Raw genomic sequence first — 14,936 nt, forward strand, 5'->3', positions numbered from 1 at the left:
GCTGCGGCGTCGGCCGGGTGGGCGGTGCCCGGCCAGCGCCGCCGCAGTGGCCGGATCGTGCGGGATCCGGCCGATCGTCGGCACGCCCAGCTCGCGCTCGATGTCGCGGGTCGGGTAGCCCTGCCCGGTCAGCAGCAGCCCCGGCCGCGACGTCCAGCGCGACAGCGCGGACAGCCGCGTGGCGACATGCGCGAGATCGTCCCCGTGGGTGCCGGTGACCAGCACCAGCGCATCCGCGCGCCGCGCGAGGGCCTCCGCCGGAGAGCCGGGATCGATCCGCCCGCAATCAGCCAGCACCAGTACGCCGGGCTCACGGGCGGTCGCGTCCAGAACGGGCCCGTCCGGCGCCGCGGTCAGCGTGGTCAAGGCGGCCCGGGCGTGCACCCCGCCCGGCGGAGCCGGCAACACACGAGCACCCCCGGGCAGGACCTGGGTGTGCTCCCACACCATCGCGGAGTCGCGAGTGCGGCGCGCCGCCGCGGCGAGACTGACCAGGCCCGGAGTCGTGGGCAGCCCGAACCGCATCGCCAGGTCTCCCCCGCTCGGGTCCACCTCGGCCACCAGGCGCCGCACGTGCGCGGCCTCAGGCCACTGCATGGCCAGTGCCACCGCCAGGGTCGTCACCCCGGGCGAGCCTTTCAGGCTGGCGAGAGCGATGAGCATCAGCGCGTCCCTCCCGACGGCTGCATCACCAGAGCAAGCTGCCCAGCCGGGACCTGGGCCAACTGCGTAGCCGCGGTGCTCTCCAGCTCCAGGGACACCACCGTGGCCTGATCGGTGCCGGCGGGCGAGACCCCGATGACCGTGGCCCGCCAGGACGCGCCCTGTCCCTGCCCGTCACTGCCGACCGCGGCCACCGTGGTGTCGGCGGTGACGACGACCGTCACCGGCGCACCGGGGGCGAGCTCGGGTGGAAACTGGCCAGGCTTCACCGCGACCGCCGCCACCGCCCGGCCGAGTGCGGGGATCGCGGCACCGCCGACGCTGTCCGGGGTCAGCAGCGCGCCAGGCGCGAGGCTGGTCGCCATCGGACGCCCCAACACCCCCGACACCTGTTCTGCGGGCATGGTCGCCACACCCGACGGCACCGCCACCTCGACGCTACGGAGATCCGCCGACGTCAGGACCTGGCCCACGGTGACCGGGCGCGCGACCACCAGCACCGGCACGCGGTCCCCGCTGCCAGCGGTCCACCACAAGGCGCCGCCGACGCACATCACGACCAGCAGCAGACCGAGCACCAGGTGCGGCAGCCGACGGCGAGACCGGCGAGGCGGCGCCGACGGGGACCCAGCGGAATTCAGCCATCGTCCCGCCGACCCGGCAGAAGTGTCATGAACACGGCTTTGGGGCGTGTCGGTGCTGGTCACGGTAGGTCCTCCAGGCAAAGCTCGCCCAACCGCGCATTCATCCGGGGAATACGCAGTCAGAAAAGGCACAGGGTTCGGTTGTATCGAATCGCGAGAGTTATCCGGTTCCCAGCGCTTGGGCTTCGGCGACCCGGAACGACGCCGCACCACTCGTGGTCATGTCCGGAAACGTGCCCGACGCTCCAGCGCCGGACCATGTCACGCGCCAGTGCACCGTCGCCGCGACCGGAAACCGCTCCGCGGGCGCCGACGCCGACGACCGCTGGTAGGTGTGCCCACAGTCCGGCGACGCGGCGTGCGGGTCGCCACCCGCGGGGAAGGGACTTCCTGGCCCGGTACACGTCAGCGTGCCGCCGTCACCCATCGACCACGACACCGACGTCGGCGTCGCCGTCGCCGTGACCGACACCCCAGGCACCGACGCTGTCGCCGACCGCGGTTGCCACACCGCCGGGTCCACCCACAACCACGTGGGCAAATGGACCAGCTGCGTGCCCGCAGGATTCGAGGCGATCACCGGGCTGGGCAACCGCAACTGCGAACGAGCCTGCTCCGCCAACTCCTCCGGCGACGGCAACGCCACGGCCCCGGGCGCCGTCCCGTCCGGAATCCACACTGGAGCGCGATACAGCGCATCTCGCCCGCCCTGGCCCGAGCACTGGTAGACGTACCACGCACCGCTCTCCCCCGGCGCCTGCGCCAGCACCACACCGTTCGAGTAGTCGGCGATGCGCGAGACGAGATACACGTTCGTGCCACCGGAGGGACGCGGCCGATGGCCCACGGTGGCCACGCCGTTGGATGGCGGCTGGTAGTCGCTCCGGATGTAGGAACAGTTCGCCAAGTCGGGGTCGCCGCCGAGGATGCGGTCGCCTGGGGGCGGCGCCTTCTCGCCAGGGCTGCGCCCCTGGGCCTGTTGCGTGTCCGGATAGGGCGCTGTGGTCGGGCGGCGCTGGGGTGCGCTGTTGTCGCGGCTGCCGGCTCCCAGTTCGCACCCGGGATACGGGTTCTGACCGCAGTCGACGTCGCCGTACCAGTCACCCGCGATCGCCGGCGCGGCGCTGGCGAAGATTGCAATGGAGACCAGAACGGTGGTGACGCCGACGCGTCTGCCGGTCAGCATGTCCCCGTCCCCTCGACGGCGAACCGGGTCACCCGCCAGGAGCCGTCCACAGCGAGCTTCACCTCGGCATTGATCAGGTGCTTCCCGCCCGGCTCGTCATCAGCGAGCTGCCCGTTGTCGGCGCGGTACTTCAACCAGTTGCTGCCGTCCGAGCAATCGCGGATCAGGACCGTGGTGGGCGCGTCCGGCGGCTCGACGGACTGGACCACCGGGTTGTTGACCGGCTTTCCTTTCGTGACAAGCCCGTTGTAATGATCGGCGTACATCTGCCGGGACAGCACCGTCAACGCGTCGCCGGTGGCGTGGTCAGCCAGCCTCGGCGACTGCCAGTCGGAGGTAGTCGCCACGGCTGCGACGTCCTCCCACATGCGCAGGTAGGAGTCCACCGCCTTCTGCTGCGCGGTTTCCACGGGCGAAGTCGAGCTGGAACTGGCGGCGGAGGACGGTGCGGGTGCCCGAGTCGGCTCGGCGACGTTCGCGCTCTCGCCGGAACTGCACCCGGCCACAGTGAACGCGACGCACGCGATACCGGCGAGCGTCTGACGACGGTGTATTCCCATTGCGTTCCCCCACGGCCTCGACTCTCGATGGTGAGCGCAAGCCGCTGGCAGAGGGCGCTCACCGTTCTTGTCCAATCCGACCTTCGCCGCACCGGGGATCGACTCCGCCTGTTTGACGCGAAGTTCACCCATTGGGCGGACACTGCCCGAAGTACCACCACATTCCACGCTGTTGTTCGGGTCGTGGTGCCGCTGGGCTGGCACGATGACCGACAGGAGACTCACGCCCTGACAAGCGACCTGGAGCAGAGCATGGCTGCCGACTGGTGGTGGCCCGCAGGCTGGGCGGCTGCGGGCGCCCTGCTCGGCACCGGAACCGTTGGCCTCACTCGCCGCTTCCTGCTCACGGGCGGCACCGTCGCCAGGTCGCGCTGGTTCGGCGCCGTGCTCACCGCGGCCGTGTTGGCGCTCCTCAGTTGGCGAGTCGGCACCCGTGGTGAGGTTTACGTGTACGGCGTTGTGGCCGTGCTGGGAGTGCCGTTGGCAGTGATCGACTGGTGCGAACATCGGTTACCCCGGGCGTTGGTCTTGCCCCAATTGGTCGGCGCCGCGGTGGGATTCGCGGCTCTGTCGTTGATCCGCGCTGATCCCGCCCCCGGCCTTCGGGCGCTCTGGGCGTTGCTGGCTTCAGCCGGATTCTGTCTGGTGCTGGCCGTGGCTACCGGAGGCGGAATCGGCGCTGGGGACGTCAGGCTCGCCGCCGTGGTCGGCCTCCTGACAGGTTGGTCCGGTTGGCCCACCGTCGCCGCCGCATTGCTCGTGGCCTCCGTCCTGGCCCTGCTTCTTGCCGTCGTTCCGCGAACACGGACACGAGATGAGCGAGGGACGGCTGTCGTGCCGTTCGGCCCCTGCCTCATCGGCGGAATGCTGGCTGTGCTCATGGTTGCCGGATAGTCGCGTTGTCGTTTCGATCACGGGAATGACCGGCCCAGCAACTGTCTTCGGAGTCTGGGGGCACGACACTGCCCGGCTCGCGAAACCTTTCAGCGTCATCGATCCCCCGGCTGAATCGGTGAACCCGAAAGGTTGATCTCGCATGGGCCGACTATGTCGCACCCAGGAGCGGTACGGAACAGTTCCCAGAGGACAGTTCTGTCCTCCGTCCGGTGACGATTCTGTGCTCATCTTGTCAAAACGACAAGAGTTTTCATCTGGCAGTTACTCCGCGCGCCTTTACGCGTCGTCGAGATCAGCGTTGAGTTTGGCGATCCGGGTCCGGATGTCGAGGGCGCGAGGATCGTGAAGCGCCTCCAGGATCTCGGCGGCCTCGTGATACGACACGCGGGCCGCGGGTAGGTTGCCCGACTTTGACAGGGCGTCGGCGCGCGCGATGAGGGTGTCAGCTTCGCCCCATCGCTCACGACTTGCCCGTCGAAGCCTCAGCGCCGCATCGAAGTGGCTCAATGCGGTCCTGTAGTGCCGTTGTTCCAGCAACAAGAGGCCGTACTGGTGATGTGCCAGGCTGAGCACCGGCACGGCTGGGACCTCCTGGGCATACGTGAGGGCATCCAGCGCGGCTTGAGTCGCGGCAGTGACGTCACCGAAGGCCTGGTGTACATGAGCAAGAGAGGCGCAGGTGAACGCCCTTCCGAACGAGAAGGCCAATCCAGCGAAGAGCTGGTCAGCCTCGTCGAGGTGCCGGCGCGCTTCCTCGCGCTCACCCGCACCGAGACAGGCGGTACCCAGGGCGAAGAGCGTCCAGCCTCGCACGCGGTCGTCATCACCGAGTTCGTTGCGCAACCGGAGAGCGTCGCGAAGGTTGTGCAACGCTTCGTCAGTACGACCGAGTTCGTGCTGGGCCCAGCCGAGGCTGTGTAGACACCAGGCCATTCCTCGGCGACTCCCTGACCGGCGTGCCGCGGCCAGGCTGTCGGTCGCCGCCGTCAGCCAGTTGCCCCACTGCTTGGTGATGTAGAAGTACGGCAGAAACAGGGTCGGCAACATCCACACCGCATCTCGCGCGACGTGGCTCTTCGCCTGCCTGGCCACGTGGATCGCTGTTTCCGCTTCCGCGTCACACCAAGCGATCGCACCTTCATAACCGCTGTCCTCGAAGGTCAGCGGCTCGATCTCGCGACCGGCGTCCGGAGCCAACGCCATCCCCGACCACTGCGGGGCCAACGCGTTGGCAGCGTGCCAAGCCGTCGCGGTGTACCAGCGCAACACGCGATCGTGCGCTCGCTCCACCTCCGCGAGAGACTCCTCGACGACCGCGCGTTGATGCGCGTAGGCGTGCAGGAGGTCGTTCATCCGAAACCGGCCTCCCTGAACGTCTTCGAGCAGGTGTGCATCGCGTAGCAGATCCAGATCCTCACGCGACGCGTCCCGGGACAGCACGGTGAGCGCAGCTGTGGATTCCGCACTGATGAGCGGGGCCGGGCTGATTCCCGTCAACCTGAACACTCGCCGGGCCCGCAACGGGAGGGCAAGATACGACAGGTCAATGACGCCGTGGATGTTGACCGCGGGCTCCGTCGAGGCGAACAGATCGAGCCTACGCGCTTCGACCGCCAGTTCACCGGCGAGAGTCGCCAACGAGCCGCGGTGATGTTGCTGGATGTGTTCCGCAGCGATGAGGACGGCCATCGGGAGCCTGCCACACCTCTCGATCAACGCCTCGGCGGCAGAGACTTCGACGTCGACGCGTGCTTCGCCGACCCGGCGCCTCAGCAGCGTCAGCGCCTCCTCGCGCGACAGCGGTGGCAGCTCGATGTGCAGGCCGCCGCTGCGCAGCAGGAGGGCGGACTGGTGTTCCCTACTGGTCAGCACCACCGCGCTACCGGCTCCCGGGAGCAGGTGGTGCACCTGGTCATAACTCGCGATGTTGTCCAACACGACGAGCGCAGGTCGCTGCGCCAACAGCGACCGGTAATGGGCCGCGCGGTCACCGGTGGAGCCGCGCAGGGCGTCCGGCGGCGCACCGAGCGCATGCAAGAAGGCGTCCAGCACCTCGTCAGGGTCAGCGGCCACCCCGGGAGCCAAGCCGCGCATGTCGGCGAAGAGGCAGCCACCAGGAAAGCGTGACTGGACGCGAGCGGCCCATTGCAGCGCCAGTTCGGTCTTACCCACCCAGAATCCGCCCTCGATGACGATGGTGACCGCGGCCCCTGGCCGAGCCCTCGTGATCAGGGCAGTGTCGAGTTGATGCAGGTATGCTTCGCGACCGACGAAGTCGGCAGCACCCGAAGGCAATTGCATCGGCCGGATCGGGGGCCGCTGCGACAGCTCTTGGTCGCGCGCGATCCGTTCGAGCTCGCCGGCCGCACCGAGTGCGTCGTCGATGCGTGCGACGACCGAGGGCAGAAGGCGGCGATGGCCGTGCAGCATCTTCGACAGGTAGCTCACGCTGTAGCCCGCCCGCACTGCGACCTCGCCCAACGACATACCGCGCTCGCGCCGCCAACGATGAACGGCCGCCGCGAAGCTGTTGATCGACCTCACGTTCCCCCCGACCAGCGGGCTCCGCACCGCAACACGGGCACAGACCCTTCAGATACGTACTGCGCCATGCCCGGTGACCGTTGGGGACCTGGTCTTACAGCAGCATCGACACTTCCGCAGCAACATCACTTGCATACCTTCATCAGTTGACTGCATGCAACCGACCGAAACCCAGTTAACCCTGATGGGTGAGGGACGATAAGTAAAAAGACCTCGGAATCCTGAGTAAAACTACTCAGGGCGTCAGCAGAAGAACTCCCTATTCCTGATTTGCATCATTCTCACCCCCATCCGATGGACCAACGTCGGGTGCAACGAACGTTCCCTTCGACCGGACGGTCACGACGAAGCCACGCTCTCGAAGAAGCCGAGTCGCATGCCGAACCGTGCCGATGGCGAAGCCGAGTTCCTGTGCGAGACGCCGCTCAGCCGGAAGCGGCGCATTCGGCGGCAGCTCCCCGGCTTCGATACGTGACTTGATCGCATCAAAAGCGGCGAGATAGCGATAGTAGGGTTCGCGGACTCGTTCGGTCATCGCCGAACTCCACGAACTCGCCCCCAGCCATTCTTTTCGTCGAGGACGACCTTCTCTCGTCTTGGCTTCGCATGACGACAACCGGGCTGCTTGGTCCGGCCAACAAGCTTGGACAACGACTGGGCAAACAATTCTGAACGCCACATGACTCCTCTTCCCTAATGCTGGTGCAGGCGGCCCCGATCCCCGCACCACTATTGACCGTGCATTACGTCGATACGGAGCAGCAATAGCCCAACCGGGTCGTTCGCAGGAAGAGATCTTCGTCTGTACTCTTCACTTCATGTCGAGTCACGGCGGAGGCATACCTGCGAGCGGAGATCAGCCCTTGGCGCGGCTCCTTCGGGCCCACTGGTCTACCCGCTCTCCGCAAACGAGCATGCGGGCGATCGCGAAAGGCCTCGGCGTGGCACACACAACGCTGAGCCGGTGGCTCGACGGCTCGCTTGTCCCCTCAGAGGACCAGGCATCGGCCTTCGCCGACGCCCTCGGCCTAACTGACCGTGCACGTGAGGATCTGCTGCAGGTCACCCGGTGGGTCAGCGCGCATCGCGGCGCCATGGGCTTGTTCGGCGTCTCCGATCAAGTGACCGAGGTCCTCGAAGTCGAGTCAGAAGCAACCATGGTCGCGGAATGGTCACCGCTGCGAGTTCCCGACCTTCTGCAAACCGCGAGATATGCCCGCCGTACCGAGCCGAGGAACCCTGCGCAGGACGTGGCGTTGAAACTTGGACGGCAGAGCTTGATGTTCCAGAACAGGGCAAAACAGTACAAGGTGTTTCTCGGAATGTCGGCGCTGGCATCACGGGTAGGCGGCGATGACGTCATGGCCGAGCAAATCGAACGGCTGCTTTCGGCTGTCGATCAGGAGAACGTCGAACTGCGAGTCGTTCCGGACAGACTCGATTGGCACGATGGTCAGCATGGTGCATTCGTGCTGTACGACCGCGAAGGTGGCCACGGCGTCGTCTACCTCAAGCATCTCGACACAGCGACCTACCTGACCTATCCGGAGGTCGTCGCACGGTACCGGACGCTACTGACCGAATTGGACACCGTTGCGTTAACCCTGGAGCAGACTCGCGATCATCTCGAGAAGGCTCTTCGCACCCTGATGCATGCGAAGAGCTAAGCGGAACGAGCGCAACACCGGCCACCTTGCCCTCGGTACCCCGGCCACACGAAGGTCATGCCGGATCCCTCGTTGAGGAAGGTGGCCCCGTTGGCGTTCACAGCCCTGGCGGCGGCTGCCAGAGCCGCCCCGGATCCCTGCTTATCCGAGGACCTTCTCCTCTGCCGTGAACCTGTCCACATAGAGACGTCCGAGCTCACGCCGATCGGTCGCCGATGCACGGTCGTCCGCGCACGACGTGTTTGACCTGTTGCTCCTTGGTCGCTCTAACCATGATGCAACGCACCGTCCGAGCACAGTTCGGCAGCGCTGCACCGACGAGTGGCTGCTCGCACACGGCAACGGGCTGCGCCGCTAGTCATGGTTCGTCAATGAGATCGCCATGCAGGCCCATCGCGCCGCCAAGACGGTTCCGGCTGGCCAGCAGCTCACGCCGGGACGTGCAGGTCCCGGCACGTGCTGCTTCGGACGTGTGTCAGGGGACGGCTGCCCACCCAGCCCATGGTCGTGGCCCACGCTCGCCCCGGATGCAGGCCAGCCGATGCGCGGCCTGCTCCTGGTAGCGCGGGTCCTCGCTGGCGAGCTGACAGGCCATTAGTGTCATGCGCAACTCGCGGATGTCTCTCAGGACGTTGAAGCCCGGCCAGTTGGTGACGTCGTGGCCGTAGGCGCTGCAGTAGGCAGTCCACTCCGCTTCGGGGAGCCAGCCGGTGGTGACGCGGGACACGGCCGTGGAGACGAGATCCCACTCCGGCGGGCCGATCGCGGTGCGCTCGAAGTCAAGCAGGATCACCCGGCCGTCCGCGGTGCGGGCGATGTTGCCGCGCCACGCGTCACCATGCAGGACGCCGCGGGGTAAGCCGAAGGGAAGGGCGGCGTACCGGTCCTGCAGGGCCGTGAGTTGCTCGGCCAGCCATGTCCGATCGGGGCCGGTGAGCGTGGCCGCCCTGTCGATGCGTTCGGCCAGCCGCACGAACGGCGCAAGTTCCGGCAGTGTGAACCCGGTCGGCGGGTCCAGCTTGTGCACCTGGCGCAGGGCTGCGGCCACGTCGGCCACGGTTCCTCGCTCGTGAGGTGGCAGCTCGTGCCAGAACGTCACCGGAAGTCCCTCGGCGTGCACCGGCTGGTCGATGTCACGGATCACGCGCACCGCGTCGACGCCGCCGTCCTCCAGCCATCGAGCGACCGCGACCTCCTTGGCAGCCGCGGCGTCCTGCCCAGCACGAGCGATGCGGGCGACCAGGCCGCCCGGAAGCCGCCACAGGTCGTTCTCCCCCAGGCGGATGAGGGTAGCGCCGGATGCGTCAAGCCCGGCCAGACGGGCTGCCTGGCCGAGCACGGCACGGCTGGTGTCCTCGCGGCTCACCGCGCCACCGCTCCGCCGATGCGGTGCACCAGTTCTGCCACGCCGTTCTCCCGATCGTGGTCCCGCGCCAGTCTGCGCAGGTCTCGCAGGTCGTCCGCGGCTCGGCGGGATTTGATCGGGCCGGACCAGTCCAGCGCCTGTGTCCCGAGCGCCGCCGCTTCGGCCGGGTCACCGGTGACCATCACGAGAGATGCCAGCTTGATCTGGGAGATCGCACGTGACCGGGCGTGTCCGGCGTCGTGGCCGGCGACGGCCGCGGCGAGGCGACAGCGGGCCTCGCTCCTGAAATGGCCATGCATCGCGGTGTCCCAGAGGGCGTGTCCGGTGTCTCCGGCGTGCTGGGCGGCGTCGTAGTAGGCCATCCATGGCGGGTCGTTGTCGGGTTGGCTGCGGCTGAACGCGTCGTCGGCGACGCCCACGGCGGCAGCGGTTTCCTCGACCCGGCCGAGTTTGGCCAGGGCGCGGGCGCGGGCGGTGTGCAGCATCGCCTGCTCGGTTGCGGTGAGGCGGTCCGCTCGCACGAGGGCCAGTTCGGTGTAGGTCAGTCCACCGTCGGCGTCACCGCACCAGATCGCCTGGCGGGCCATCGAGGAGAGCACCTTGGCGCGCAGGTGCCAGTCCCCGGCCTTTTCCGCGCACGAGAGGGCGAAGTCGAACATGCGGCGGGCATCGTCGTGGGCGTAGGCGTCGAAGGCCATGAACGCGGTGACGTGTGCGAGATAGCCGACCGCCGACAGCATGTTCCGCCGCACGGCAGGTGAGCTGCGGGCGTTGAGCAGTTCCGCGCAATGGATCAGCTGCGCCGTCACGGCCTCGCGGACGAGACCGCCGCCGTAGGTGGCATCCCAGGACCCGAACGCGGAGGCCGCGGTCCGGACCTCCCGGACGTGGTCCATGCCGATGCTGGCGGGGACAGGTGTTCGCTCGCTGGGAGCGAGGAGATCGGCCAGGGGCGACCTGGCAATCGCGGCACCGGCGGTCACGCCTATTGCTGCGCGAAGGAACTGCTGTCGGTCCACGTCGGCCACGGTAGAACGCGAACGGCGCGGGCGCTGGAACCCGAGGTCGGCATCCGAGGCCGCTCCGAGCACGGCACGAAACGCTTCCCTGCGGATGGGGTCCTGCGGCCAGCGGATGCGGCCGGTCTCCAGCTTGCCGATGTAGTTGGCGTTGAGGTCGTCGCGGCGACCCTTGTGGGTGCGGATCCAGGCGTTGACCAGCTCGGCGAGTTCTTGCCGGCTGAGGGGTTGACCTGTGGCGTTGGGCGACTCGACGCGCTCGCGGGCACGCTTGAGGCGGTCGTTCGGCTCGATGGTCATTCGGCGCTCCGAGCGGACGGCGGGTTCGTGCTCAGTCTGACACTGTTCGTAACCGCCCGGTAGCCGGGAACGTCCTAGCAATCATCCCCTCATCATCCCCTTGACCTACCTGCTATCTGGGCTGTACAGGCCCGTGAGCTGCCGCGATGCTGGGTTTGTGAGCGAGGTCAAGCGAGAGTTCGACGTCCTGGGAAATCTCATGCGGATCAACGCGGGTATGGGCGGCGCGACGCGCCGGATGCTGGAGTTCCAGGACGTTCACGGCCACCTGCCGGCGCATGAGTTGCGCGAGATGGCTGGGATCTTCCGCGACGTCGGGACCTACCTCGAGGACGAGGCCGGGCGGATCGAGCAGGCGAGCACTCGGCCGTCCTCCCGTGCTCACGCTTGAGCTGCCCGTGCCCGCGCGACTGTGCCCCCTCCCCGCGCAGGCACGGGCGACCAACTCCGTTCTCGCCGACACTCCGAGGAGTTCCCGTGCATGACTTGATCGCCAGCCAGTTCCTCGAGGACTTTCTCCTGCTGCGGCCGGGCAGTCCCAGCGGGATCAAGATCGGTCCCCGGCGCCACCGCGAGCTGGAACAGTCCAGCACCGGCCGATGCCCCCAGTGGCTGATCGGCGCCGTCCGGCGCCGATGGCCCGACCTCGACCTCACCGGCCGGTTGGTCGGCGAGGCAGTGCTGGTTCGTCCGGTCTCCCCCTACGGCTACGGGCGGGCGTCGTATGAGCTGAATCTGGGCTGCAACTACGACTGCGAGCACTGCTACCTCGGGCTGAAGAAGTTCGAGGGCCTGTCCTGGCCGGATCGGGAGCGGCTGCTGCACATCATGCGCGACGCCGGGGTGCTGTGGCTGCAGCTGACCGGCGGCGAGCCGCTGATCGACAAGCGGTTCCCCGACGTGTACCGGTGCGCGTTCAAGCTGGGGATGATGCTGTCGATCTCCACCAACGGCTCCCGGCTGCACAACCCCGCCATCCTCGACCTGCTGACCATGCTGCGCCCGTACCGGCTGACGATCAGCGTCTACGGCGCGACCGCCGAGAGCTACGACGGGCTGACCCGCCGCCGTGGCTCGTTCGACAAGTTCCTGCGCGGCCTCACCGCCGCCCACGAGGCCCGGCTGCCGATGAACCTCAACCTGATCGTCACCAACACCAACGCCCACGAAGTCGACGCCATGAAAGCCCTGGCCGAGCGCTTCGACCTGCCCCACCACGTGTTCTCCAACATGTCGCCGACGATCTACGGCGGCGCCGAGTCCCTGCCCGCCCAGTCGCAGGCGTACCTGCGCAAGCGTAAACCCTTCACCGGCTGCTCGGCCGGGCATACCTTCTTCCACGTCGACCCGCATGGCATGGCGAGCATCTGCAAGGTCGGCCGCGATCCGCAGATCCCTCTCATGGAGGAGGGCGTCGACGGTCTGACCCGGCTCGGCGGTATCGCCGACTCGCTGCTGCTCCGCCAAGGCGGCTGCACCGGTTGCCAGCTCCAAGGCAGCTGCGGCACGTGCATGCCGCTGGTGCAGCTCTACCGCAAGGCCAAGGCCCCGTTGTCGGCCTACTGCCAACACTGATCCTGGCCCCGAAACCCCCGAGAGGAGGTGATCGCCGTGACCGCTGTCCTGCTGGAGCTGCAGCCCCCGCGTACGGACTCCGATGAGCTGGAGTTCGTCGAGGACCTCGATGTGCTGGTCGAGTCCTCGAAGTGCTCCTGCAACGCAGGCGACGACAACCCGTACTGACCCGCCCAGTGGGGCATCGGCGTGTCCGTGCGCCGGTGCCCCACGGCGCCGCCCTAGTCTGCAACGCATGCGATTGCGGGCCGATTGGTTGAGCCGCGTGCTGACCGTGCCCTATGTGCCGGTTCTGGGACCGACACACCCCGATCTGTGCACCCCGGAGGTGTTCATCGAGGTGTTCGCCGAGGTGCTGACCGCCAGCCGAGCCGGCGTCGCGCTGCCGTTCGACAAGGACCGCCGCTGGTCACCCACCAAGGACGACACGGTGCTCATTGACGAGATCGTTCACCGCCCTGACCGCACGATCGTGCCGGTCCTCACCCGACGCGGCGGTGGCACGGTGAAGACCTACGTCTACGGCGACTCCCCCGACCTCGACGCATTACGGGCGGCGACCCGCCGCTGCTGCACCACCTGCGCAGCCGCACACGGGCGCGTGATCTGGTTCAGCACCAACCCCGCCGGCCACGCGAACCACACCCGCGTGCTCCTCAAAGACTTCAACCATCCAGCACCCGAACCTCCGACAGGCCCCGCCGTGACCGAACTGGACGACTGCGACGCTGAGGTCGCCGCCACCTTCGCCGAGTTCGCCGCATCGATGTCCGACCACGGCTTCGGCTTCCTACACAAACGCCGCGACGCCGGCCACCGCGACGGTCCCATCCTCGTCACCCAAGCCGGGCAGCGCGTAGTCGGCGCGATCGGCCCGCTGACCATCATCCCCGACCGCTCCGGCCGGCGAATGCTGCTGCCGCAGTACTTCGGGGTCCTACCTGGGCAGCGGGGTCATGGTCACGGGCGAGCTCTGTGGCGCGCCGTCGAGCGCTGGAGCGTGCGCCATCGCGCCCATTACCAACTGCTCCAGACACGTGTCGACGGAGCATCCGATCGCCTGTTTCTGTCCGAAGGGCTGCGGCCACTCGGCTATGCGAGGACCGTGCGCGCATGACCCGCACCTCCACCTGGTCCACGGCGCAGGCGATGAACCCCACCGCGCCACGGCTCCCGTGGGAGCAGTTGCCCACGGCGGTGCGAGCAGCCGTGCAGGAACGGGCCGGCCAAGTGCACCGCGCGGAGACGATCAGCGCCGGACTCAACACCGCGTTCGCGGCCCGGCTGCACACCGACACCGGCCTGGCTTTCGCCAAAGGAACGCACAGCGGCCGCGCCGCCGCGCAACGCCGGGAAGCCTTCATCAACCGACACGCATACCCGATCGCACCACGCCTGCTCTGGGAGATCGACATCGCCGGATGGCACGTGCTCGGCTTCGAGCACCTCGACGGCCATCCAGCCGACCTCTCACCCCACTCGCCCGACCTCCCGGCCGTGGCTGCCATGCTCGCTCAACTCACCGAACTGCAGCCGCCAACAACCGGGTGCCGACGAATCGAAGACCGATGGGCCGACGCCGCCGCACACACCGGATCCGATCCTGTGTTGCTCGCCGGGAACCACCTGCTGCACACCGACCTCAACCCGAACAACATCATCATCACCGAGCACGGGGCACGCCTCGTGGACTGGACCTGGCCGACCCTCGGCGAACCCTGGATCGACACCGCCTGCACCGCACTCTGGCTCATCGCCGAAGGCCACACCCCGGCCACCGCCGAGACGTGGGCAGCCACCAACCCGACCTGGACCACCGCGACACCGCAAGCGCTCGACACCTTCACCGCAGTCAACGCCGCACTGTGGACACAGATCGCGGCCAATGACGCGCGCCCCTGGAAACTGCGGGTGCGCGACGCCGCAACAACCTGGGCGCGGCACCGGGCTCTCCTGGGGAATTTCGGCTGAGAGCCACGGCTGGGCAACTCGCTCTGCCGTGTGTGCGACACGGCACGGCCCAGCGCCCGCTCGGTGAGCCACGGCGTCGAAGTACCCGGTGGCGGAGCGCATCCCGTCGGCATGCTCCGGCCCCGCCGAAGGGCCCGCGCTGAGTTGCCCGCTGGCAGCGACCGGAGCCCGCCGCCGGGTTGACTCCGGTTCAGGCGCCTACTCGCGGCCAGCCGCGTTGTCGTCGGTGCCCGTGCCTCGGGTGCTCGTCTGGGGGATGCGTGTGACTCCGCGACGATGTTGCTGGCTGCGCTCGGCCGCCTCCAATGCCTGGCGAAATCCGTCGATGCGGTGCATGCGCTGCAGGAACTCCTCGACCGCGACGGCGATCGTCTCCTGCAGGGATGTCGTGCCGATGAAGGTGGCCGCCATCTGCAGCTCGAAACGGATGCGCTCGGGCACACGGTAGCCGGTCGGGGTGCCGCGGTCCGGATTGGGTTTCGGGCCGCGGCGACCGCGGAGCGCCTCGTTCGCCACGGTGCCCTCACCTCCTATACTCAGAAAC

16 protein-coding genes are annotated in these 14,936 nt (G+C 67.9%); 7 read left to right on the forward strand and 9 right to left on the reverse strand.

The window, feature by feature from the left end:
• The 4 genes from ABZ193_RS18535 to ABZ193_RS18550 form a co-directional block, all read right to left on the reverse strand.
• Positions 1 to 663, reverse strand: a 663-nt coding sequence (locus ABZ193_RS18535; RefSeq protein ID WP_354710776.1) for a carbon monoxide dehydrogenase maturation protein, incomplete at its 3' end; no start/stop codon positions are given.
• Positions 663 to 1,370: an SAF domain-containing protein gene (locus tag ABZ193_RS18540; protein ID WP_354710777.1), complete on the reverse strand. Its 708-nt coding sequence runs from the start codon at positions 1,368 to 1,370 to the stop codon at positions 663 to 665. The genes ABZ193_RS18535 and ABZ193_RS18540, both read right to left, overlap by 1 nt.
• A 97-nt stretch (positions 1,371 to 1,467) precedes the next feature.
• The gene (locus tag ABZ193_RS18545) at positions 1,468 to 2,493 is read right to left on the reverse strand and encodes a hypothetical protein (RefSeq protein ID WP_354710778.1); all 1,026 of its coding nucleotides are present in this window, start codon (positions 2,491 to 2,493) and stop codon (positions 1,468 to 1,470) included.
• Entirely contained in the window at positions 2,487 to 2,903 is a 417-nt protein-coding gene (locus ABZ193_RS18550) for a hypothetical protein (protein WP_354710779.1), read from the reverse strand. Before ABZ193_RS18550 ends, ABZ193_RS18545 begins: the two co-directional genes overlap by 7 nt.
• A gap of 402 nt (positions 2,904 to 3,305) precedes the next feature.
• Between ABZ193_RS18550 and ABZ193_RS18555 the strand changes: the two genes are divergently transcribed.
• Entirely contained in the window at positions 3,306 to 3,947 is a 642-nt protein-coding gene (locus ABZ193_RS18555) for an A24 family peptidase (RefSeq protein WP_354710780.1), read from the forward strand.
• Positions 3,948 to 4,226: 279 nt separating this feature from the next.
• On the opposite strand, the gene ABZ193_RS18560 is transcribed toward ABZ193_RS18555, so the two are convergent.
• On the reverse strand, positions 4,227 to 6,494 hold the full coding sequence (locus tag ABZ193_RS18560) for a tetratricopeptide repeat protein (RefSeq protein WP_354710781.1): 2,268 nt from the start codon (positions 6,492 to 6,494) through the stop codon (positions 4,227 to 4,229).
• 259 nt (positions 6,495 to 6,753) lie between these two features.
• Complete coding sequence (locus tag ABZ193_RS18565; protein ID WP_354710782.1) at positions 6,754 to 7,029, reverse strand: winged helix-turn-helix domain-containing protein; 276 nt, start codon at positions 7,027 to 7,029, stop codon at positions 6,754 to 6,756.
• A gap of 379 nt (positions 7,030 to 7,408) precedes the next feature.
• Here ABZ193_RS18565 and ABZ193_RS18570 point away from each other — a divergent pair, with 379 nt between their 5' ends.
• A complete protein-coding gene (locus tag ABZ193_RS18570; RefSeq protein WP_354710783.1) occupies positions 7,409 to 8,161 on the forward strand; it encodes a helix-turn-helix transcriptional regulator in 753 nt (250 codons plus the stop codon).
• Between the two features lie 475 nt (positions 8,162 to 8,636).
• Here ABZ193_RS18570 and ABZ193_RS18575 read toward each other — a convergent pair whose 3' ends face one another.
• Both ABZ193_RS18575 and ABZ193_RS18580 read right to left on the reverse strand, forming a co-directional pair.
• Positions 8,637 to 9,527, reverse strand: coding sequence for an aminoglycoside phosphotransferase family protein (locus ABZ193_RS18575; protein WP_354710784.1), 891 nt, complete (start codon positions 9,525 to 9,527; stop codon positions 8,637 to 8,639).
• Positions 9,524 to 10,846 (reverse strand): XRE family transcriptional regulator, encoded by a 1,323-nt coding sequence (locus ABZ193_RS18580; protein WP_354710785.1) that lies wholly within the window; start codon positions 10,844 to 10,846, stop codon positions 9,524 to 9,526. Before ABZ193_RS18580 ends, ABZ193_RS18575 begins: the two co-directional genes overlap by 4 nt.
• A gap of 157 nt (positions 10,847 to 11,003) precedes the next feature.
• Between ABZ193_RS18580 and ABZ193_RS18585 the strand changes: the two genes are divergently transcribed.
• The 5 genes from ABZ193_RS18585 to ABZ193_RS18605 all read left to right on the forward strand — a co-directional run bounded on the left by ABZ193_RS18585 (position 11,004) and on the right by ABZ193_RS18605 (position 14,392).
• Positions 11,004 to 11,237, forward strand: coding sequence for a hypothetical protein (locus tag ABZ193_RS18585; protein ID WP_354710786.1), 234 nt, complete (start codon positions 11,004 to 11,006; stop codon positions 11,235 to 11,237).
• Between the two features lie 86 nt (positions 11,238 to 11,323).
• Complete coding sequence (locus tag ABZ193_RS18590; protein WP_354710787.1) at positions 11,324 to 12,421, forward strand: radical SAM protein; 1,098 nt, start codon at positions 11,324 to 11,326, stop codon at positions 12,419 to 12,421.
• A 36-nt stretch (positions 12,422 to 12,457) separates the two neighbouring features.
• On the forward strand, positions 12,458 to 12,589 hold the full coding sequence (locus tag ABZ193_RS18595) for a hypothetical protein (RefSeq protein WP_354710788.1): 132 nt from the start codon (positions 12,458 to 12,460) through the stop codon (positions 12,587 to 12,589).
• A gap of 67 nt (positions 12,590 to 12,656) precedes the next feature.
• A complete protein-coding gene (locus ABZ193_RS18600; RefSeq protein ID WP_354710790.1) occupies positions 12,657 to 13,538 on the forward strand; it encodes a GNAT family N-acetyltransferase in 882 nt (293 codons plus the stop codon).
• Positions 13,535 to 14,392 carry a hypothetical protein gene (locus ABZ193_RS18605; protein WP_354710791.1) on the forward strand — a complete coding sequence of 286 codons (858 nt, stop codon included), beginning with the start codon at positions 13,535 to 13,537 and terminating at the stop codon, positions 14,390 to 14,392. The genes ABZ193_RS18600 and ABZ193_RS18605 overlap by 4 nt, the downstream gene beginning before the upstream one ends.
• 198 nt (positions 14,393 to 14,590) lie before the next feature.
• Here the strand turns inward: ABZ193_RS18605 and ABZ193_RS18610 are convergent, their stop codons facing one another.
• Positions 14,591 to 14,908 carry a hypothetical protein gene (locus ABZ193_RS18610; RefSeq protein WP_354710793.1) on the reverse strand — a complete coding sequence of 106 codons (318 nt, stop codon included), beginning with the start codon at positions 14,906 to 14,908 and terminating at the stop codon, positions 14,591 to 14,593.
• Positions 14,909 to 14,936 lie beyond the last annotated feature (28 nt).

The sequence above is a fragment of the Amycolatopsis sp. NPDC006125 genome (assembly GCF_040614195.1).
Classification (GTDB): Bacteria; Actinomycetota; Actinomycetes; order Mycobacteriales; family Pseudonocardiaceae; genus Amycolatopsis_E; species Amycolatopsis_E tucumanensis.